This is a genomic window from Lysobacter sp. GQ73 (genome assembly GCF_059758755.1).
This window is the reverse complement of record NZ_JCAXEE010000001.1, coordinates 721,452-741,828: the sequence shown is the minus strand read 5'-3', so window position 1 is coordinate 741,828 and position 20,377 is coordinate 721,452. Positions and strand designations below refer to the sequence as shown.

Annotated in this window: 19 protein-coding genes; 10 read left to right on the top strand and 9 right to left on the bottom strand. The window is 69.4% G+C overall.

The features are described from left to right. Window positions 1-50 precede the first annotated feature (50 nt). The 5 genes from AC6CH2_RS02870 to AC6CH2_RS02850 all read right to left on the bottom strand — a co-directional run bounded on the left by AC6CH2_RS02870 (window position 51) and on the right by AC6CH2_RS02850 (window position 5,912). Window positions 51-479 carry a hypothetical protein gene (locus AC6CH2_RS02870; RefSeq protein ID WP_498267856.1) on the bottom strand — a complete coding sequence of 143 codons (429 nt, stop codon included), beginning with the start codon at window positions 477-479 and terminating at the stop codon, window positions 51-53. Window positions 480-712: 233 nt separating this feature from the next. After that, on the bottom strand, window positions 713-1,864 hold the full coding sequence (locus AC6CH2_RS02865; protein ID WP_498267855.1) for a copper resistance protein B: 1,152 nt from the start codon (window positions 1,862-1,864) through the stop codon (window positions 713-715). After that, window positions 1,861-3,654 carry a copper resistance system multicopper oxidase gene (locus AC6CH2_RS02860; protein ID WP_498267854.1) on the bottom strand — a complete coding sequence of 598 codons (1,794 nt, stop codon included), beginning with the start codon at window positions 3,652-3,654 and terminating at the stop codon, window positions 1,861-1,863. The genes AC6CH2_RS02865 and AC6CH2_RS02860 overlap by 4 nt, the downstream gene beginning before the upstream one ends. A 158-nt stretch (window positions 3,655-3,812) precedes the next feature. After that, window positions 3,813-4,328: a CopL family metal-binding regulatory protein gene (locus AC6CH2_RS02855; RefSeq protein ID WP_498267853.1), complete on the bottom strand. Its 516-nt coding sequence runs from the start codon at window positions 4,326-4,328 to the stop codon at window positions 3,813-3,815. An 84-nt stretch (window positions 4,329-4,412) separates the two neighbouring features. Then, window positions 4,413-5,912 carry an MBL fold metallo-hydrolase gene (locus tag AC6CH2_RS02850; protein ID WP_498267852.1) on the bottom strand — a complete coding sequence of 500 codons (1,500 nt, stop codon included), beginning with the start codon at window positions 5,910-5,912 and terminating at the stop codon, window positions 4,413-4,415. Between the two features lie 352 nt (window positions 5,913-6,264). Between AC6CH2_RS02850 and AC6CH2_RS02845 the strand changes: the two genes are divergently transcribed. From AC6CH2_RS02845 to AC6CH2_RS02805, 9 genes are all read left to right on the top strand, one after another. Beyond that, complete coding sequence (locus AC6CH2_RS02845) at window positions 6,265-6,429, top strand: hypothetical protein (protein ID WP_498267851.1); 165 nt, start codon at window positions 6,265-6,267, stop codon at window positions 6,427-6,429. 343 nt (window positions 6,430-6,772) lie between these two features. Further along, window positions 6,773-8,017, top strand: a complete 1,245-nt coding sequence (locus tag AC6CH2_RS02840) for an isochorismate synthase (protein WP_498267850.1) — start codon at window positions 6,773-6,775, stop codon at window positions 8,015-8,017. After that, a complete protein-coding gene (locus AC6CH2_RS02835) occupies window positions 8,014-9,678 on the top strand; it encodes a (2,3-dihydroxybenzoyl)adenylate synthase (RefSeq protein WP_498267849.1) in 1,665 nt (554 codons plus the stop codon). The genes AC6CH2_RS02840 and AC6CH2_RS02835 overlap by 4 nt, the downstream gene beginning before the upstream one ends. Further along, the gene (locus tag AC6CH2_RS02830; RefSeq protein ID WP_498267848.1) at window positions 9,675-10,553 is read left to right on the top strand and encodes an isochorismatase family protein; all 879 of its coding nucleotides are present in this window, start codon (window positions 9,675-9,677) and stop codon (window positions 10,551-10,553) included. Before AC6CH2_RS02835 ends, AC6CH2_RS02830 begins: the two co-directional genes overlap by 4 nt. Then, a complete protein-coding gene (locus AC6CH2_RS02825) occupies window positions 10,553-11,881 on the top strand; it encodes a condensation domain-containing protein (RefSeq protein ID WP_498267847.1) in 1,329 nt (442 codons plus the stop codon). The genes AC6CH2_RS02830 and AC6CH2_RS02825 overlap by 1 nt, the downstream gene beginning before the upstream one ends. Beyond that, window positions 11,878-12,714 (top strand): siderophore-interacting protein, encoded by an 837-nt coding sequence (locus AC6CH2_RS02820; RefSeq protein WP_498267846.1) that lies wholly within the window; start codon window positions 11,878-11,880, stop codon window positions 12,712-12,714. The genes AC6CH2_RS02825 and AC6CH2_RS02820 overlap by 4 nt, the downstream gene beginning before the upstream one ends. After that, complete coding sequence (locus tag AC6CH2_RS02815; RefSeq protein ID WP_498267845.1) at window positions 12,711-13,511, top strand: 2,3-dihydro-2,3-dihydroxybenzoate dehydrogenase; 801 nt, start codon at window positions 12,711-12,713, stop codon at window positions 13,509-13,511. Before AC6CH2_RS02820 ends, AC6CH2_RS02815 begins: the two co-directional genes overlap by 4 nt. Window positions 13,512-13,650: 139 nt before the next feature. After that, on the top strand, window positions 13,651-14,661 hold the full coding sequence (locus AC6CH2_RS02810; protein WP_498267844.1) for a ligase-associated DNA damage response exonuclease: 1,011 nt from the start codon (window positions 13,651-13,653) through the stop codon (window positions 14,659-14,661). Continuing rightward, window positions 14,658-16,250, top strand: coding sequence for an ATP-dependent DNA ligase (locus tag AC6CH2_RS02805; RefSeq protein ID WP_498267843.1), 1,593 nt, complete (start codon window positions 14,658-14,660; stop codon window positions 16,248-16,250). The genes AC6CH2_RS02810 and AC6CH2_RS02805 overlap by 4 nt, the downstream gene beginning before the upstream one ends. Here the strand turns inward: AC6CH2_RS02805 and AC6CH2_RS02800 are convergent. Together AC6CH2_RS02800 and AC6CH2_RS02795 are read right to left on the bottom strand one after the other, a co-directional pair. Beyond that, window positions 16,231-16,974: a DNA-formamidopyrimidine glycosylase family protein gene (locus AC6CH2_RS02800; RefSeq protein ID WP_498267842.1), complete on the bottom strand. Its 744-nt coding sequence runs from the start codon at window positions 16,972-16,974 to the stop codon at window positions 16,231-16,233. The genes AC6CH2_RS02805 and AC6CH2_RS02800 overlap by 20 nt on opposite strands. Beyond that, window positions 16,967-17,725, bottom strand: a complete 759-nt coding sequence (locus AC6CH2_RS02795; RefSeq protein ID WP_498267841.1) for a DUF72 domain-containing protein — start codon at window positions 17,723-17,725, stop codon at window positions 16,967-16,969. Before AC6CH2_RS02795 ends, AC6CH2_RS02800 begins: the two co-directional genes overlap by 8 nt. A 184-nt stretch (window positions 17,726-17,909) precedes the next feature. On the opposite strand from AC6CH2_RS02795, the gene AC6CH2_RS02790 reads away from it, so the two are divergent. Further along, window positions 17,910-18,251, top strand: coding sequence for a cupin domain-containing protein (locus AC6CH2_RS02790; RefSeq protein ID WP_498267840.1), 342 nt, complete (start codon window positions 17,910-17,912; stop codon window positions 18,249-18,251). 82 nt (window positions 18,252-18,333) lie between these two features. Here the strand turns inward: AC6CH2_RS02790 and AC6CH2_RS02785 are convergent, their stop codons facing one another. Both AC6CH2_RS02785 and AC6CH2_RS02780 read right to left on the bottom strand, forming a co-directional pair. After that, the gene (locus AC6CH2_RS02785; RefSeq protein ID WP_498267839.1) at window positions 18,334-18,567 is read right to left on the bottom strand and encodes a hypothetical protein; all 234 of its coding nucleotides are present in this window, start codon (window positions 18,565-18,567) and stop codon (window positions 18,334-18,336) included. A 305-nt stretch (window positions 18,568-18,872) separates the two neighbouring features. After that, a complete protein-coding gene (locus AC6CH2_RS02780; RefSeq protein ID WP_498267838.1) occupies window positions 18,873-20,339 on the bottom strand; it encodes a serine hydrolase domain-containing protein in 1,467 nt (488 codons plus the stop codon). Window positions 20,340-20,377: the final 38 nt, after the last annotated feature.

Below are 20,377 nucleotides of genomic sequence, written 5' to 3'. Positions count from 1 at the left end.
TCACAGCAGGCGATGCAAAGCCGGCGCCGCAGGGCAGGCCGCGCGGAAACTCAGTGACGGACTTCGCTGGCCTCGTGCAGGCCGCCGAATCCCGGCTGCGGCTCGATCGCAAGTTCCTTTTCCAGCTCGACCCGGAACTCCTCGAAGCTCAGGCCGCGTTCGGCCACTTCGGTCTGCGCCGCGGTGCGCAGCGCGGCGGAGCAGCCCAGGCTGACTTCGCGCCCTTCGCCGCGGTGCAGCGATGCGGCGCGTTCGAGCAGGGCGAGGACCCGCGCCGCGCTTTCCGAACCGCCGACGATGCGGCCGCCGAGACCGAGCGTCCATTCGCCCTCGCGACGCACGATGCCGCCGAGCAGACGTCCCTGCGCGTCGCGCAATTCGGCGTGCGGCTCGATGCTAGGGCCGGGCAGGGGCGCGTTGCGGGCCTTGGCGATCTTGCGTTTCTTGGCGTCGCGGCGGGCCTTGGAATTGATCGACATATGCTCCTCGCTCAGCCGGTTCGTCCTGGAAAGATCATAGCCTGTCGACGCGATGAGGCCATAGCGCCGGGGCGGGCGCGACCCGCCCGAGCTTCAGGCCGCAGCCAGGCTGCGGAGCGGGCTTGCGCGGTGGCCTGCAGCCCGGGCCGTACCGGCCCGCTGCGACGGCGCGCCCGGCGCGGTTGGCCGAGCGCGCTCGCTGGCATGCGGGGACCGTCAGGATCGCTGCGCGCTCAGAACCACAGCCGCAGGCCGGCGACCAAGCGGGTGTCTTCGACCTGTTCGCCGGCAGCGCGGCGGTAATCGGCGGTGCCGCCGAAGGCGTGTTCCCAACCGACCCCGACATAGGGCGCGAATCGACGAGTGATCTCGTAGCGCAGGCGCAGCCCGGCCTCGACGCTGCTGAGGCCGGAACCGATGCCGCGTTGCGGATCGTCGCGGCCGGACAGCTCGACTTCGACCAGCGGCTGCAGGATCAGCCGATTGGTCAGCAGCAACTCGTATTCGGCTTCGAGGTTCAAGGCGGTGCGTCCCGACTCGCCGATGTAGGCGGTCGCGGCGACTTCGAACTTGTACGGCGACAGTCCCTGCACGCCGATCGCCGCCCAGCTCTGCGAATCCGCTGGTGCGAAGTCGTGCTTGAGGCCGGCGACCAGATCCCACCATGGCGATATCGCGCGTCCGTACAGGACTTCCAGGTCGGCCGACTCGGTCCGGCCGTGTTCGCGTTCGCCTTCGCTGCGCAGCCACAGGCGATCGGTATCGGTGCCGATCCAGGCTTGGCCCTCCCAGGCATGGGCGCTGCCGTGTTCGACCTCGACCGCCTCCAGGCGGTTGAGCACGAAATAGCTGTTGACCGCCGGGGCGTGGCGCATGTCGTGCGACACCGGCGGAAACGCCGCGGCGCGGTCGGCGTCGGTCGGGGGCGGGATCGGCTCGCGCGGCTCGCTCGCGGGCGGCGCACCGATCGCGCGGGGCATGCCCGAGTGATCCGTCTTCGAATGATCCATCTGCGAGTGGCCCATCGCCGAGTGATCCATCCTGGAATGATCCGCGGGCCGAGACGCGACGGGGGCCTGCGTCGGCGGCCGGTCCTGCGCCGTCGCATGGCCCATCTGCGAGTGATCCATCTGCGAGTGATCCATCGACGAGTGATCCATCGACGAGTGATCCATCGACGAGTGAGTCATCGGCGAGTGAATCATCGACGAATCCGCCGGCACCTTCGCATCGGCCGCGGCGGGCGCGGCCGCGGGCCGGCCGCCGACGGGCTGCGCGGCATGCGCGCGGTGATCGGTACGATCCATCGTCTGGGCGCCGACGCCGCCGGCCCACAGCAAGGCCAGGGTCAGCGCGGAGCCGCGCAAAGCGGTCGAGGTCTTCATTCTTCGACCCTCACTTCGCGCATCATCCCGGCTTCCATGTGATACAGCAGGTGGCAGTGATAGGCCCAGCGCCCGAGCGCATCGGCGCGCACCCGGTAGCTGCGCCGGGTGCCCGGCGGCATGTCGATGGTGTGCTTGCGTACCTGGAACTCGCCTTGCTCGTTCTCCAGGTCGCTCCACAGGCCGTGCAGGTGAATCGGGTGGGTCATCATGGTGTCGTTGATCAGCACGATGCGCAGGCGTTCGCCGTAGGTCATGCGGATCGGTTCGGCGCCTTCGAATTTCTGGCCGTCGAAGGACCAGGCGAATTTCTCCATGTGGCCGGTGAGGTGCAGCTCGATTTCGCGGCCGGGCTCGCGACCGTCGGGGTCGTCGAACAGGCTGCGCAGGTCGGCATAGGTCAGCACCTTGCGGCCGTTGTCGCGCAGGCCGATGCCGGGGTCGTCGAGCTTCGCCGAAGTCGCCATCGCGCGCATGTCGATCAGGCGTTCGTCGCCCGTCGCCGGCTTGCCCGCCGGGCTGCCGTGCGCCGAATGATTCATGCCGGCCATGCCCATGTTCGCGCCGCAGCCGCCTTCCATGCCCTTCATCTGCGACATGCCGTGGCCGCTGCCGTGCATGCCGCCATGCTGCATGCCGCCGTGGCCCATGTCGTCCATGGTCAGCAGCGGACGCGGGTCGTTGCGCGGCACCTCGGCCTGCAGGCCGTCGCGCAGCGCCAGGGTGCCGCGCGCGTGTCCGGTGCGGGCGTTGTCCTGGGCGAATATGGTGTAGGCGTCCTGGCCCGAGGGCTCGACCAATACATCGAAGGTCTCGGCGACGGCGATGCGGAACTCGTCGACCGTGACCGGGTGGATGTACTGGCCGTCGGCGGCGACCACGGTCATCTTCAGGCCGGGGATGCGCACGTCGAAGTAGGTCATCGCCGAGCCGTTGACGAAGCGCAGCAGCACTTTCTCTCCGGGACGGAACAGGCCGGTCCAGTTGCCCGCGGGCGCGACGCCGTTGAGCAGATAGGTATAGGTGTGGCCGTTGACGTCGGACAGGTCGGTCGGGGTCATGCGCATGCGGCCCCATTCGCCGCGGTCGCGCAGGGTCGCGGCGAGGCCGCGCTCGCGCGCATCGCGCATGAAGTCGCCGACCGTGCGCTTGTAGTAGTTGTCGTAGCTCGACATCTTCTTCAAGCGCCGGAACAGCGCGCCCGGGTCGAGGTCGGTCCAGTCCGACAGCAGCACCACGTGCTCGCGATCGAAATGGAAGGGCGCGGCCTCGCGCGGGTCGATCACGATCGCGCCGTACAGGCCGGCCTGTTCCTGGAACAGCGAGTGGCTGTGGTACCAGTAAGTGCCCGACTGGCCGACCCGGAAGCGATAGGTATAGGTCTCGCCGGGATGGATGCCGTCGAAACTGAAACCCGGCACACCGTCCATGTTGGACGGCAGGATCAGGCCGTGCCAGTGGATCGAGGACATGCCCTCGGCCAGGCGGTTGGCGACGCGCAAGGTGACGGTGTCGCCCTCGCGCCAGCGCAGGATCGGCGCCGGCAGGGTGCCGTTGACAGTGATCGCCGGGCGCGTGCGGCCGGTGAAATTGACCGGTGCGGCGCCGATCGAAAGATCGAACTCGGTGCCGCGCAGGGTCTGAGCGGTACCGGCCAGGCCGGTCGAGGCGAATGCGGAATGCCACAGGCCGCTGCCTGCGGCGAGGCCGCCCGCGGCCAGGCCGGTGACGAAGCGGCGGCGGCCGGCATCGATCGGCGCGGCGCCGTCGAAGCGGTTGTATCGGTTCATGGTGTTCTGCCTGTTGGCGGAAGAGTCGCAACGGTGTTGCGAAGCGCGCAATCCGTGCCGGCCGGTCGAACCGGCCAGGAAGAGGCTTGCGCGGTCGGGTGGCGAGCGCGCTCGACGAGCGTCGGGCCACGGGCCGGGCACAGCCCCGGCCGAGCGATTCAGGCGATCGGAGGCCGGATCGGCAGGCTCGACACGCCCTTGGGCGCGGCGGCTTCGACCGGCAAGGCCAGCAAGCTGTCGGACAGCTGCGGCGCTATCGGCAAGGCGATGCGGACGATCGCGACCGCCTGCAGGCAGTCGCACTGGCAGCGGTACTTGCCGCAGCAGTCCTCGTCGGGTGTCGGGTCCGGCGCGGCCGGCGCTTGCGGCTGCGCGGCGAGGGCAGGGGTCTCGTCCATTTCCCCGTCCATCTCATGGCAATCGCCATTCATGGTCATGCCAGGTTCGACGTCCGCCATCGTATCCGGCTGAGCGTTCATCGCCATCGTCGGCCCGGCCATGCTCGTCATACCGGCATGCATGGCATGGGCACCGCCCACCGACATCGCGGCCGCGGCATAGCCGTTGAGGCTGATCGCGACGATCAGCAGCAGGCGCAGCAGGAGCGGGAAATAGGCCATGGAGCGTCGGACCGGAGACGGTACAGGATGGGGCAGGAGGCGCGTCAGTTTCAACGGTTTTCGGTATCGCCGCGTTAACCGTTCGTGAGAGCCGCGGCCGACACGATGGGAAGGTTGCCGCGCGGCGAACCCATAACCTCAGCGGGCGAGGTCGCTGTACTCGGTATACAGCACGCGCTCGACCGTCGCGCCGCCGATGCGGTCGCCGGCCTTGAGCTCGCCGCTGCTCGCCGCGGCGCGGGGTTCGGCGATCACGCGCTCGCCTTCGCCGTGCGGTGTCGCCACCTGCACGACCTGGTCCATGTCGGGCGCGCCTTCGATCCGATGAGCGACGAAGTGCTCGCGGCCGCGGCCGAAAGCGATCCATTGCCGCGGCTGCGGCTTGCGTCCGGGCTCGAAACGGCGGAAGTGCACGATCCGGCCGACCTCGACCTCGATGCCGGTGAGGATCCGCGTCCCGCCGCGTTCGAAATGGCCGCGGTACAGATCCGCCTTGAAACGGCCGTCGCGACGGATGGTATCGGGCAGGACCCATCGTTCGCTCGGCGCCAGGGTGTAGTACTCGCCCGGATGCGAGTTGGCATCGGCGCGGTATCGCTGCAGCGCTGCATCGGGCAGGCCGCCCTCGAAGATCAACTGGTAATCGTGCGGGCGATGGAACATCGGCAGGTGCGAGAGATAGACCACATCGGTGCCGACGACCAGCATGCCGTGGGTGTTCGGTCGGTCGGCGAACTCGCCGGGTTGAGCGATGCGCGCCAGGACGAACTCGTCGTCCACTTCTTGATGGAGGAAATCGCCGAGCCCGGCGCAGACCCGCTGCCATCGCGCCAGGCTCGAGGCATCGAGGGCGAGCGCGCGTTCGTCGGGCTGATAGGCGCTGCCGAGCGGGTAAAACTGGCCGGGTCGGGCGCTCATCTCGATGTGCGCGCCGAGCACGCGCTCGACGCGGTGGCGTTGCGCGAAGGACGCCAGGCGCGCCGCGCTGGCCCGATAGGCGGGCCAGTCGCGTACGGTCAGCAGACCCGGATACAGGCTGTCCCCGCTGAACAGGCTCGCGGTTTGCGCATCGTAGATCGCGATGTGCGCGGGCTCATGGCCCGGCAAGGGCAACACGGTGAGCGCGCGGCCGCCGAGGTCGAAGCCGGCCTCGCCCTCGGGCCAGCGGTCGAGGCCGAAGAACGCGGCGACCTGCTGCGGCCGGGTGCCGACCACCTGGGTGTCGGGACGGTCGCGGAACTGGGCATCGCCATGGACGTGGTCGCGATGAGCGTGGCTGTGCGCGACCACCAGCGGCAGGGTGTCGAGCCGGTGCCGGCGCTGCCACTCGCCGAGCAAGCGATCGACGGTCGCGCGCAGGGGCAGCTCGCTGCCGGCACCGGGTTCCGCGCCGGAGTCGAGCAGCAAGGCCCGTCGATCGCCCGCCAACAGGTACAGGAACGGCGCTTCGAAATTGCTGGTCTTGGACTGGCGCAGGATCCAGAACCCGGGCGCGGCCTCGTGCACCTGCAGGCTGGGTTCGCCGGGCGCGCCATGAACCCAGCGCTCCGGCAGGGTGACCTCGCGCACGGCCGCGTAGCCGGCCGGACCGGCGGTGGCGAGGACGAACAACAGCAGCAGACGGTGCAAGACAGGCATGCGCAGGCGACGGAACGGCGAACCGGCGGGGATTATCCGGTATCGCCGGGTTTCCTGCCGCGGCATGTCTGCCGTCGCCCGTGTACAGATGGGAGGGCAAAGGCTGGTGAACGATGTCGCGGTGAGGCCTTGGAGCCCGCCAGCGCGGGGAGGAGGGGCAGAAGCGAGCAGCCTCGACGCATGTGAACCGCATCATTCGGGCAGCCGACGTTGCTCCCATCGTCACCCCCGCGAAGGCGGGCATCCAGAGACCTTAGAGTCTTATCGCGGCTGGAGCCGATCATGAATCTCGCACGCGTGCCGGCATTCCGTTCAGCGCCTTCCACGAGCTCGGCTGCACGCGGTCAAACAGATGTACGCGCTGATGCCGGGTCCGCCGGCGGCGAACGTCGACGTGCTGATCGACAACATCCATGACCAGGATCGTCGACGGAGAACACCGAGGCGCACCGGTTGTGACGCGCGTCGCAGGCCGGCATTCCCGCCGTGCGACGCGCAGCTGCGCCGGATCGTGTGAAAGCGTGCGCAGTACGCCGCTTTTCATATGCGGCGACGCCGAAAGTGGACGATGCGATCGCAAACCCACCTTGCCAACGCAGGTGGCCCGGCGTACTTTAATCCGCAGCCGGCGACTCGCCGGCGCACGACGATTCCATGACGGGCACGATGCCCGTCATCATTCAGCCAGCCGGCGTTCCTGCCCGCAAGCTCGATCCCATCCAGAGCCTGCAGGTAATCACAGTGAACGTATACCGAGGCGCGGCTTGCGCGTCCCCCCGTGTCCGATCGTCTGCCGCGTCGTCGCGACGGTTCGTTTTCGTCCCTTGCCATGCCGTGTCCATGCGGGCGGGAGGCGGGCGATGAGCGGCGAAACGCTTGCCCTGGCGGCGGTGGAAGCGCCCAGCCACGGCGCACGCTCGCCGGCGACGCCGGCGTTGTTGTCGAGCTATCTGGCGCACGATTCGTTGTTCTCGTCGGCGACGCATCAACTGCATGCGCGCGGCGTGCTGGAAACTCTGGTGCACTCGATCGACGCCGGCCTGGCCAGCGAATCCGAGCGCTTGCTGGCGCGGGTGGCCGTCGATATCGGGCGCCTGCCGTTGATGGGCGCGGTGCCGTTCAGCGCCTCGGAAGCGTCCTGCCTGTGGGTGCCGTCGCAGGCTGCGTTCGCCGTAGGACGTGCGCGTCATCGCGGCGCCGCCTTGAGTTCGCTGCCGCCGGATCAGAAGTCCGCGCCGCGGGTCGAGTCGGTGCCGGCGCCCGCGCAGTTCAAGCGCAACGTCGAGCGCTCCCTCGACCGCATCCACGACGGTGGCATCAGCAAGGTGGTGATGTCGCGCAGCCTGCGCATCGCTGCACGGGTCGACGTGCCGCAGTTGCTCGCGCAATTGCTGACGCGGGCGCCCGGCGCCTACACCTTCGCGATGGATCTGGCCGGCGCGGCCGGGCCGAAGGCCTGTCTGATCGGCTCCAGCCCGGAGCTGCTGCTGTCCAAGCGCGGCACCCGGGTGGTGTCGAACCCGTTGGCCGGTTCGATCCCGCGCGTCGCCGATGCCGAGGAAGACCAGCGCCGTGCGCGCGGCCTGCTCGAATCGGCCAAGGACCGCTACGAGCATGCCCTGGTCGTCGATGCGGTCGCCGCCGCCCTGCGCCCGTACTGCCGGACTCTGCGGGTGCCGAAGACACCGTCGCTGGTGGCGACGCCGACCATGTGGCATCTGTCCAGCGTGGTCGACGGCGAGTTGATCGATCCGAATACGAACTCGCTGCGCCTGGCGCTGGCCTTGCACCCGACCCCGGCGGTCTGCGGCTATCCGACCGAGCCGGCGCGCGGCGTGATCCACGAACTGGAAGGCTACGACCGCGGCCTGTTCACCGGCCTGGTCGGCTGGTGCGACGCCGAAGGCGACGGCGAGTGGGCGGTGACGATCCGCTGCGCCATGGTCGAGGAAGACCGTGCGACGGTGTTCGCCGGCGCCGGCATCGTCGCCGGCTCCGAACCCGATGCCGAACTGGCCGAGACCACCGCCAAGCTCGGCACGATGCTCAATGCGATGGGGCTGGCGCAGGCGGTGGAGGCGAGCGGCGCGGAGGGCAGGGCATGAGCGGCATGGATTTGCTCGAGGGCTGCACGCCGTGGCCGCGGGAGTTCGCCGAGCGTTACCGCGCGCTCGGCTACTGGGCCGGGATCGGCCTGTATCAACGCCTGGCCCAGGTCGTCGCCGAGCACGGCGAGCGCATCGCGGTGGTCTGCGGCGAGCGGCGTTGGAGCTACGCGCAATTCGACGACAAAATCCGTCGCTTCGCCGCCGGCTTGACCCGCCTGGGCATCGGCCCGCGCGACCGGGTCGTGCTGCAACTGCCGAACCTCGGCGAGTACTACGTCGCCTGCTACGCCTTGTTCCGCATCGGCGCGATACCGGTGTTCGCCTTGCTGGCGCATCGCCGCTCGGAGATCGCTTATTTCGTCGAGCACACCCAGGCCCGGGCCTGCGTGATCGCCGACCGCGAAGCCGGTTTCGACTACCGCGAACTGATGCGCGAGGTGCGCGCCTCGCAGCAATGCCTGGACGAGGTGATCGTGGTCGGCGAGGCGCAGGAATTCCACGCCTTCGACTCCTTGTACGACACGCCCATCGAGCAGCCCGGACCGGCCGCGAGCGAGATCGCGTTCCTGCAGCTGTCCGGCGGCAGTACCGGAGTGCCGAAGCTGATTCCGCGCAGCCACGACGATTATCTGTACAGCATCCGCGCCAGCGCCGAGATCTGCGGCCTGGACCGGGACTGCGTGTATCTGTGCGTGCTGCCGTGCGCGCACAATTTTCCGATGAGTTCGCCCGGTGCGCTCGGGGTGTTCGAGGTCGGCGGCCGGGTGGTGCTCGCACGCCAGGCCGAGCCGGATGTCTGCTTCGGCCTGATCGCCGCCGAACGGGTGACCCTGACTTCGCTGGTGCCCTCGCTGGCCCTGGCCTGGCTGGAGTCGCGCGCGCGCGAACGCTACGACCTGTCCAGCCTGCGCAGCATCCAGATCGGCGGTGCGCATTTGGCCGACGAGGTCGCACGACGGGTGCCGGGCGCGTTCGCCTGCCGCCTGCAACAGGTGTTCGGCATGGCCGAAGGCCTGGTCAACTACACCCGCGACGACGATGCCGAGGAACTGGTGCTGAGCACTCAGGGCCGCCCGATCAGCGCCGACGACGAAATCCGCATCGTCGACGACGACGATCGGCCGGTGGCCGAGGGCGAAACCGGCCATCTGCTGACCCGCGGACCGTACACGATCCGCGGCTACTACCGCGCCGAGGCGCATAACGCCCGCGCCTTCACCGAAGACGGTTTCTACCGCACCGGCGACCGTGTGCGGCGCCTGGCCTCGGGGCATCTGATCGTCGAAGGCCGAGCCAAGGATCAGGTCAACCGCGGCGGCGAGAAGATCGCCGCCGAGGAAGTCGAGAGCCATCTGCTCGCGCATCCGGCGGTGTTCGATGCCGCATTGGTGGCGATGCCGGACCGCTGGCTCGGCGAAAAGTCCTGCGCCTTCGTGGTGTTGCGCGAGCCGGCGCCGAGCCCGCGCGAGCTGCAGCGCTTCCTGCGCGACCGCGGCATCGCCGCGTTCAAGATTCCCGACCGCATCGAGCCGATCGAACGCCTGCCGCGCACCGCGGTCGGCAAGATCGACAAGAAACTCCTGCGCATGCGCTTCGTCGCTCCGCCGGACGCCGCCTCGGTTCCCACCCAATCACTTCTCGCCGAAACGCTGTCATGACGATTCCGACCATCGCTGCCTATCCCATGCCGGGCGCCGCCCGGTTGCCCGCCAACCGCGTCGACTGGCGCCCGGACCCGTCCCGCGCGGTGCTGCTGATCCACGACATGCAGGAGTACTTCCTCGCTTTCTACGACCGCGCCCGGGCGCCGGTGCCGGATCTGCTGGCGAACATCCGCGCCTTGCGCGACGCTTGCGACGATGCCGGCGTGCCGGTGGTCTATACCGCGCAGCCGACCGAGCAGAGCGCGCTGCAACGCGGCCTGCTGCAGCCCTGGTGGGGCCCGGGCATCACCGCCAGGCCCGAGCTGGCGCCGGTCGCGCCGGAAATCGCGCCGCGCCCGCAGGACGTGGTGCTGACCAAATGGCGCTACAGCGCCTTCGTTTCCAGCGACCTGCGCGAGCGCATGCGCGAGCAGGGCCGCGACCAGCTGATCGTCTGCGGCGTCTACGCCCACATCGGCTGCATGATGACCGTCGCCGACGCCTTCATGCACGATATCCAGCCGTTCCTGGTCGCCGATGCGGTCGCCGACTTCTCGGCCGAGGAACATGCGCTGGCGCTGGACTATGTGTCGCGCCGTTGCGGCGTGGTGCTCGACCGCGCCGCCTGCATCGACGCGCTCGGCACCGGCCTGGGCCTGCCGCGCAGCCTGATCGCCTTGCGCACCGAGCTGGCGCAGATCATCGAGGTGCCGCTGGCCGAGATCGCCGACTCCGATAATCCATTCGAGGCCGGCCTCGACTCGATCCGCTTGATGACCTTGCTCGAACGCTGGTCGAGCCGCGGCGAGCGCATCGGCCTGGTCGAATTGGCCGAACGCGGCAGCGTCTCGGAATGGTGGCAGTTGATCGAATCGCGACGGGCGGCCTGATGGAACCGAACCGCGATGCCTTGCCGTTGACCGGCCCGCAGTACGGCATGTGGGCCGGGCAACGGCTCGACCCCGACAGCCCCTCGTTCTGGACCGCCGAAGCGATCGAACTGCGCGGCCCGCTGGACCTCGCCGCGCTGGAAACCGCGGTGCGCGAGACCTTGTCGGCCTGCGACGCCCTGCACATGCGTTACCGCGAGCAGGACGGCGAGGTCGTGCAAAGCCTGGACCCGTCCCGGCCGGTGACGATCGCGCGGCTGGATCATTCGCACTGCGAGGAGCCCTGGCGCCAAGCCCGCGCCTGGATGCAGGAGGACCTGCAGCGCAGCGCCGACCTGGCCCGGCGGCCCTTGTTCGCGACGGCGCTGATCGCGCTGGGCGAAGATCGCCACCTGTGGTATCTGCGCGCCCACCATATCGCCCTGGACGGCTTCGCTTATCTGCTGCTGATTCATCGCGTCGCCGAGTTGTATTCGGCGCAGGTCGGCGGGCGGGCGGCGGCGCCGCCACGCGACTGGTCCTTGGCCGCGACCGTCGCCGAGGAGGCCGGCTATCGCACCTCGCCGCGATACCTCGCCGACCGCGATTACTGGACCCAGCGCTTCGGCGACGTCGGCGAGCCGGTCACCCTGGGCCCGAAGTGCGCGCCCGGCGACAGCTCGCATTCGCAACGCAGCCTGTTGGCGCCGGCCGAGTACGCGCGTTGGCAGGCGGCGGCGCGCGGGCTCGGCGTCGATTGGGCGGCCTGGCTGATCGCTTCGATCTTCGCCTGGCTGCATGCGCGCAGCGGCGCCCGCGACCTCAGCCTGGGCCTGTTGGTGATGAACCGGCTCGGCACGCCGGCGCTTGCGGTGCCGTGCATGGCGATGAACGTGGTGCCGCTGCGCCTGCGCATCGACCCGCAGCAGGGTTTCGACGGCCTGGTCCGCGCAGTGGCCGCCGAACTGCGCGCACTGCGCCGCCATCAGCGCTACAACTACGAGTGGATGCGCCGCGACCTCGGCCTGGCCGACGGCCACGCGCAACTCTACGGCCCGGTCGTCAACCTGATGCCGTTCGACCGCGGCTTCGTGTTCGAGGGCCTGCACAGCCGCGCCCATCCGATCTCGGTCGGCTCGGTCGAAGACCTCGACATCACCGTCTCGCCGATGGCCGACGGCATCCGCTTCGACATCGAGGCCAATCCGCGGGCCTACGATGCGACGACCCTGCAGGCGCACCACGCCGCGCTGTGCGAGCTGCTCGATGCGGTGATCGCCGAGCCCGCGATCGCTATCGCGACACTCGCCGGACGGTTCGCCCTGTCGCCCGCGGCGGAGGCGGCATGAGCGCCGCACGCCCGCGCCCGCGCCCGCGCTTGCTGCGGGTGCTGCGCACGGTCGAGCTGACCCCGCAGATGCGCCGCTTCACCCTCGGCGGCGACGACCTGGCCGGGTTCCCGGGCGGCAGCGAAGGCGCGCACATCAAGTTGTGGTTTCCCGATGCGGCCGGCGAGACGCCGCTGCTGCCGGGCATCGGCGAACGAGGCCCGGCCTGGCCCGAGCACGCGCCGCGTCCGCACGTGCGTACCTATACGGTGGCGCGCATCGACCCGGACGCGAACGAAATCGACGTCGACATCGTCCTGCACGGCGACGACGGCCCGGCCTCGCGCTGGGCCCTGCGCGCCAGCGTCGGCGACCCGTTGGGCCTGGCCGGCCCCGGCGGCCCCGATCTGATCCAGGGCCATGCGCAACGTTTTCTGCTGATCGGCGACCCGAGCAGTTATCCGTTGCTGTGCGCGGTGATCGCCAAGTTGCCGGCCACGGCGCAAGTCGATGTGCTGATAGAAGTGCCGGATGCGAGCGAAGTGCAGCCGCTGCCGCCGCACCCGCGCGTGAACGCGCAATGGCTGTCGCGCCACGGCGCCGCCGCCGGTGCGAGCCGCCTGTTGTTGGAGGCGGTGCGCCGGTTGCCCTGGAACGAGGCCGAGAGCGTATCGGTGACCCTGGCCGGCGAAAGCGCCCAGGTGGTGGCGATCCGCGATTTTCTCGCCGCCGAGCGCGGCGTGCCGCGGCGGATGATGTACGCGGTGCCGTACTGGAAAGACCGCTGGGACGAAGACCGTTACCACGACGAACGGCATCGGATCATGGACGCCTTCGACGAGGCCGCGGTTTGAGCGCTGTCGTAGCGAAACCCGGCGACTTCGCCGGCCGCACCGTGCTGGTGACCGGCGCCGCCCAAGGCATCGGCGCGGCGACCGCGCAACGCCTGGCGGGGGAGGGCGCGCGGCTGGCCCTGATCGATCGCGACGCCGATTCGCTGCAGGCCCTGGCCGCACGGTTGCGCGGCCAGGGCGTGCAAGTCCACGCCATCGTTCTCGATCTTGCCGATGTCGCCGCGGTCGATATGGCGGTGGCCGAGATCGAAGCGGGTTTCGGCGGAATCGAACACTTGGCCCATGTCGCCGGCATCCTGCGGGTCGGCGAAACGCTCGAGCTCGACCTCGACGACTGGGAAGCGTGCATGGCGGTCAACGCCCGCGCCGTGTTCGCGACCACCCGGGCGGTCGCGCGGCGAATGGTCGCACGCGGCGGCGGCAGCATCGTCCTGGTCGGCTCGAACGCGGCCTCGGCGCCGCGCTGCGGCATGTCGGCGTATGCCGCGTCCAAGGCGGCGGCGAGCCAGTACTTGCGCTGCCTGGCGCTGGAGCTGGCGCCGAAGGGCGTGCGCTGCAACATCGTCTCGCCGGGCTCGACCGACACCGCGATGCAGCGCGCCTACGTCCGCGACGACGCGGCGCGCCGCGAGATCCTGCATGGCGCCGCCGGTCGTTTCCGCCTGGGCATTCCGCTCGGTCGCATCGCCGACCCCGACGATGTCGCCGAAGCGGTCTGTTTCCTGCTTTCGGACCGGGCGCGGCATATCACCCTGCACGACCTGCGCGTGGACGGCGGCGCCACCTTGGATGCTTGATCTGCGGCAGATGCCTGGGCTGCGGCCGGAGGTCTGAGCTGCAGCGCCAGCGGCCGCCGCGAACGGCCGCTGGGGCCTTCACACCGAACGCATGCGCTCTTGTCGTGGCGATGACGTCGGCCCGACTAGGCTGCCTCGCATGTCCGACGATCTGATCGTGGTGTGCCCGGAAGGCCTGTATTGCCCGCGGGGCGACTTCCATATCGACCCCTGGCGGCCGGTGGCGCGGGCGGTGGTGACCCATGGCCACGGCGATCATGCGCGCGTCGGCATGGGCGAATACCACAGCACCGTCGAGGGTCTGCCGATCCTGCGCTGGCGGCTCGGCGAACAGCATTATCGGGCCCATGCCTATGGCGAGGTGTTCGAGCTGGGCGGTGCGCGGGTCAGTCTGCATCCGGCCGGTCACGTACTCGGATCGGCTCAGGTCAGGATCGAGGCGGGCGGGCAGGTCTGGGTGGTGTCGGGCGACTACAAACGCGAACCCGATCCCACCTGCGCGCCGTTCGAGGTCGTGCCGTGCGACGCGTTCGTCACCGAATCGACCTTCGCCCTGCCGATCTATCGTTGGCCGGATACGGTCGACGTGGTGCGCGACATCCTCGAATGGCGCCAGCGATGCGCCGACCGCGGCGAGGCCGCGGTGGTGTTCTGCTACGCGCTCGGCAAGGCGCAGCGCCTGCTGGCCGAACTCGGGGCACTGGATTCGCGCGTGGTCGCCTTGCACGGCGCCATCGCGAGCGGGGTCGAGGTGTATCGCCAGGCCGGCATCGCGATGGCGCCGACGCGGCTGGTGAGCGAGGACGCGCCACGCCACGACTACGCCGGCGAGCTGATCCTGGCGCCGCCTTCGGCGATGGGCTCGGCCTGGATGCGCCGGTTCCGCCGGGTACAGACCGGTTTCGCCTCGGGCTGGATGCGGATCCGCGGCAATCGCCGCCGCCGCAACGTCGATCGCGGCTTCGTCGTTTCCGATCACGCCGACTGGCCGGCCTTGCTGGCGACGATCCGCGCGACCGGCGCCGGCCGCGTTATCGCCCACCACGGCCGTTCCGAGGCCTTGCTGCGCACCCTCGCCGAACAAGGCCTGCAGGTCGACGCGTTCCGCGGCGCCGCGTTCCCCGGCGAGCACGAGGAGGCCGGCGCATGAAGGGCTTCGCCGCGCTGTATCGCGAACTCGACCGCAGCACCGCGACGACCGACAAGCGCGCCGCGCTGGCCGCGTATTTCGCCGCCGCCGCGCCGCGCGATCTGGCCTGGGCCCTGTGGTTGCTGTCGGGCAACAAGCTCGGCCGCATCGCCAATACACGCGAGCTGCGCGAATGGGTCGCGGCCGAGGCGGCGCTGCCGGCGTGGCTGGTCGACGAGAGCTACGACCAGGTCGGCGACCTCGCCGAAACCCTGACCCTGCTGCTCGACGACCCGCCGAGCCGCGTCGACGACACCCCCTTGCACGAATGGATCGAGCAACGGCTCGCGCCGGTCGCCGGCGCCGATCCCGAGTCGCGGCGCGAAGCGGTGGTCGCCGGCTGGCGGGTGCTGCCGGCCGACGAGCGTTTCGTCTTCAACAAGCTGCTCACCGGGGCCTTGCGGGTCGGCGTTTCGCAGCGCCTGGTGCAGCAGACCCTGGCCGAATGGTCGGGAGTCGACATCGCCCTGATCGCCCAGCGCATGCTCGGCGCGTGGCAGCCCTCGCCGGGTTTCGTCGAACAGCTGCTGTCGAAGCAGGCACGTGCGGAAGACCGCCTGCAGCCGTATCCGTTCTTCCTGGCCTCGCCGCTGGAACAACCGGTCGAAGCCCTTGGCGCGCTTGCGGATTGGCTATTGGAATGGAAATGGGACGGTATCCGTCTGCAGTTGCTGCGCCGCCGCGGCGAGACGGTGCTGTGGTCGCGCGGCGAAGAACGGCTCGACGGCCGGTTTCCCGAGATCGAAGCCTCGGCGCGGCGGCTTGCGCGCGACTGCGTCGTCGACGGCGAGCTGCTCGGCTGGAACGAGAGCGAGGACAGTCCCTTGCCGTTCACCGCGCTGCAGACCCGCATCCAGCGGCGCAAGCCCGGGCCCAAGGTGCTGGCGTCCACGCCGGTGCGGGTCCTGGCTTACGACCTGCTGGAACTGGACGGCGAGGATTGGCGCCCGCGGCCGTTGGCCGAGCGCCGCGCGGCGCTGGCCGAGCTCCTGGACGCCCTTGGCGACCCTGCGATCGCGCTGTCGACCGAACTCGCCGCAGCGGACTGGAGCGAAGCCGCAGCGGTGCGCGAACGCGCACGCGGGCTCGGAGTCGAGGGACTGATGCTGAAGCGGCGCGGATCCGCCTACCAGAGCGGCCGCCGCCGCGGCGACTGGTGGAAGTGGAAGATCGATCCGCTGACCATCGATGCGGTGTTGATCTATGCCCAGTCCGGGCATGGCCGGCGCAGCACCTTGTACACCGACTACACCTTCGCGTTGTGGGACCGGGGCGCGCTGGTGCCGGTGGCGAAGGCCTATTCCGGCCTCGACGACCAGGAAATCCTGGCCCTGGACCGTTGGATCCGCGCGCATACCCTCGAGCGCTTCGGGCCGGTGCGTTCGGTGCCGCCGCAGCACGTGTTCGAACTCGGGTTCGAGGCGGTCAACCGCTCGACCCGGCATAAGTCCGGCATCGCCGTGCGCTTTCCGCGGATCCTGCGCTGGCGCCACGACAAGACGCCGGCGCAGGCCGACGATCTCGCCGCGCTCAAGGCTTTGGCGCGTTGAGGGGCAATTCGCCGGAGCGGTACAGCACTTGGCAGCGCTCGCAGTAGAAGCTGCGCCGTCGGCTGCGCCCGAGGTCGCGCAGCTGCAGGGCGCCGCCGCAACCTGGACAGCGTTCGCGCGTGTGCACCTGCCAACTGCGCGACAAAGTGCACTCGAAACCGTAATCGCGGGTTTCCGCGACCCCGGCGGCCAGCTTGCGCGAGGGCAGGGCGCCGACGCGCGACAGCGGATGCACGCGAACCCGGTACAGGACCTCGTTCTTGATGATGTTGCCGGCCCCGGAAAGCACGGTCTGATCGAGCATCGCTTCGCAGGCGTAACGATCGGGGTCGGCGCGCAGCTTGCGGCGTGCCGCGGCGGCGTCCCAGGCTTCGCTCATGACGTCGGCGGCCCAGTCGCAGACTGCGTCGAGCTCACCCTCGACGTACTTCACCGAGCAGGCATAGAAATGCGGTTCGTCGCGGGCGAAATACAGGGACAAACGCGGCTTCTGCGACTTGGGCCGGCCGATCGAACAGCTGCCGAACAGCAGCAGATGCACGCGCAGGCTGAACCCGGAAAACTCGATCAACAGGTGCTTGCCCCAACTGCGGATATCGAGGATCCGGCGGCCGCGCATGCGCTCGATGTCGATCGGCGCGTCTCCAGCGACCTTGCGCACGGTCTTGTGCACATAGGGCGCCAGCAGTTCGCGCAGAATGATGATCGACGGTCCTTCATGCATCGGCGGCGCTCGTGCACAAGGCCTGGAAATCCAGGGCGTCGCCGACGGCGTGACCGGCGGCGGTGTTGTCGAAGATGCACCAGGTCTCGGCACTGCGGCGACGGCTACCGCAAGCCGCCTCGGCCATGCCGCGCAGCCGCGGCTCGTCATAGCCGCTGTAGTAGATGCGCGGCGAGCCGTGCCAGCGCCAATAGCGGACATCGCCGACCTCACTGGGCATGGCTGCCTCGACGCGCGGTTGCGGCGGGTCGACGCCGGCGCGGGCCACCTCGTGCCGCTGCAGCAATTCGCTCGCGGCCGGCTCGAACCAACTGCGGTGGCGCGGCTCGCACACCACCGACGCCGCGGTGCGACGTTCGAGCATGGCGAAGAAACGCGCCGCGACCGCCGCGTCGAATGCCAGGCTCGGCGGCAACTGCACCAGCAATACGCCGAGCTTGTCGCGCAGGCCGGAGACTTCGTCGATGAAAGCGCTGAGCGGCTCGGCGACGCCACGCAGGCCGGCGTCGTGGGTGATGCTGCGCGGCAGCTTGGCGCTGAAGCGGAAATCGTCGGGAACGGTATCGCCCCAGCGCTCATAGGTGCTGCGCCGGTGCGGACGGTAGAACGAGGAATTGATCTCGACCGCGTCGAAGCGCGTCGCATACATCGCAAGCACGCTGTCGCCACCGCCGAAGCGGGGTTTCACCGCCGCCGACAGCGCCCAGCCGGCGCAACCGACGCGCACGCGGGAAGCGCCGGAGTCGGTCATGACGGGAGGGTCGTACTAGGGCAGGTCATATCGAAAACAGCCTTATCGCTCGTGTCGCCGGGTTGCCAGATCCCGATCCTCGCGGGGGCGGCGTGGCATGCACGTGAATGCCGGGTTCTTCACGCCGCGTCGCTGTGCGCTTAACGCCTGACCGGCGAGGCTGGAAGAAACTGCGGAGACGCGCATGAAGCACAAGCGGTTTCGATTCGGCGAAGGCTTTCGTGTGGCCTTCGGCCTGCGCCGGGTGCAGGCCGCGGAAATGGTGATCGCGCCAGGCGACGCCGAAGGCGATGCCGACAATCGTCATCGCGGCGCGGATCAATGGTTGTACGTGGTGTCCGGGCGGGGCTTGGCGATCGTCGAGGGGCGACGCCAGCCGCTGGCCGCAGGCAGTTTGTTGTTGATCGAGCGCGGCGAACGCCACGAGATCCGCAATGTCGGCCGGACTTTGCTGAAGACGGTCAACTTCTACAGTCCGCCGGCCTACGACCAGGACGAGGAGCCCCTGCCGGCCGGCGAGCCCTGAGCGCAACCCGCAGGCGCGCCGGCTCGCTAGAACCGGCGCGCGATGCTGCATCCGGCGGCAGGCAGTCCGCCGGCCGCAGCGATCAGGGCACGATGATGCCGCGATCGTCGTCTTCGCCGACCACGCCGCTGTCGGTGGCCCCGTTGTTGTTCCAGACGATGTAGAGGTACTTGCGCTCGCCCGGCGCCGGGTCGCCGTAGTCGCCGTTGTTGGCGAGGAACTTGCGCTGCTTGTTGGCGTACTGCTGGGTGACCTTGCTGGTCACGTCGTTGGTGCTGTTCCAGACGCCGTAACCGGCGAAGCTGATGGTGGCCATGATCTATTCCTCGTTATGCAGACGACTCTCGCTCGCATCCGATGCCGGCGAGCCGCGCCGGCGTCGTCCTGGCCGGCGGCAGGACGGAGCATCCACGCTTGCGCGCGGACTCACCTGCCGGGAACCTTACGGTTTGAGTCGTCAACGCAATCAAGGGCTTGCACGGGCAGGAGCGATCGGCGCCAGTGATCGGAGCCCGGCCGGCGGAAGGACCGAACATCCCGGCTCGTGTCCGGATTCGCCTGCCGGGAACCTTACCGTTCGAGTTCTCGATGCAATCGAGGGGCGGCCGCAAGCGAGCGGCTTCAGAGCGCCAGTTCCAGGCGGAGTTCGTTGTTCAGACGCGCCGACCAGCCGCCCGCGGCCTGGGCGCGCAGGTCGTACAGCCCGGTCGGTGCGACCAGGGCGGCGCGCGTCAACTGGCCGTCTCGGTCGAGTGCGATCAACTGCAGCTTGCGGGTCGGCCAGGCCTCGGCCGCATCGAAGTAATCGCCGAGCGAGTTGGCCGCGCTCAGTTCACCGATGCAGCGGCCCTCTACGACACGGAAGCTGATCTGGCCCTCATAGCGGCGTTCGCCGAGGCGGCCGTGGTAGCGTTTGGCGCCGAGCGGACAAGGCCGGGCTACCAGGCCTTTCGGTCGCGGCCGATGCGGCGCCGCCAACATCATCGCGGTCTGGTCGATCGCCGAGACCCACCGCGCGTTCGACAGCACGCTCGCGGCGAGACCCTGCTGCGGCCACAGCACCAGCGCGCTGCGCGCGCCGTCGGTGGTGCCGGCGTGATGGGCGATACCGGCCCCATCCTGGTCGTGGCCGATGCGCCAACCCAGGCCGAGGCCGTAATCGCGTTCGCGCACCGCCTGGCCGTTGGCGTAGCGGGCCGGCTGCAACATCGCCTGCCAAGTCGCCGGCGAGACGATGCGGCCTTGCAGCAGGCGGCCGCCGAACCGCACCAGCGCTTCGGGCGTGCCAGCCATGCCGCCGCCGGGCCAGGTGTAGCTGAAATCGTTCGGCGGGGCAGGGCGGGGCCCGTCGCCGCCGATCTTGTACAACCGCGATACCTCGCTGCCCAGCCCGTCGGTGTCGGCCTGGATCGCAAGGCCCGGAACGACCTGTTCGGCCAGGTAATCCAGGTAATGCTGGCCGGAGCGGGCTTCGATCACCGCGCCGATCAGGGTATAGCCCCAGGACGAATACCGGTACGCGGTGCCCGGCGTCGACAACAGCTTGCGATCGGCGAAAATGCCGACCGCGTCGCGAGCGGTCGCGTAGTGATGTTGGCCGGCATTCCGATCGCCGAGTTGGTAATGCGGCAGGCCCGACAAATGCGCCGACAGCTGGCGCACGCTGATCGGCGACCAGTCGTTGCGCAGCCACGGCAACATGCCGGAGACTGGCGCATCGAGATCGAGCTTGCCCTGTTCGGCGAGTTTCGCCGCCGCGGTGACCGCCATCAGCTTGGACACGCTGGCCAGGCGGAACACGGTGTCGCGTTCGACCGGCCGCTTCGCGGCGATGTCGCGCAGGCCGCTGCAGCCGGTCCAGACTACCTCGCCATCGCGCCAGACCGCCGCGCCCATTCCCGGCACCCCGTTGGTGGCGATCAACGCATCGAGCAACAGCTGCGAGGTCTTCGCCCCGGGCGTGCTGGTGCCGCTGCCGGCGGCGCAGGTGTCGGCCGCGAGCGCTGCACCGGCCGGCGCGAACGCCAGTCCCAGCGCCAAGGCCAAAGGGAGGAGGGGACGGACGCGGAGGGTTCGAATAACTGGCATGCAGCGATGCTCCTGGGTCGGGGACGTCACTGTAATCG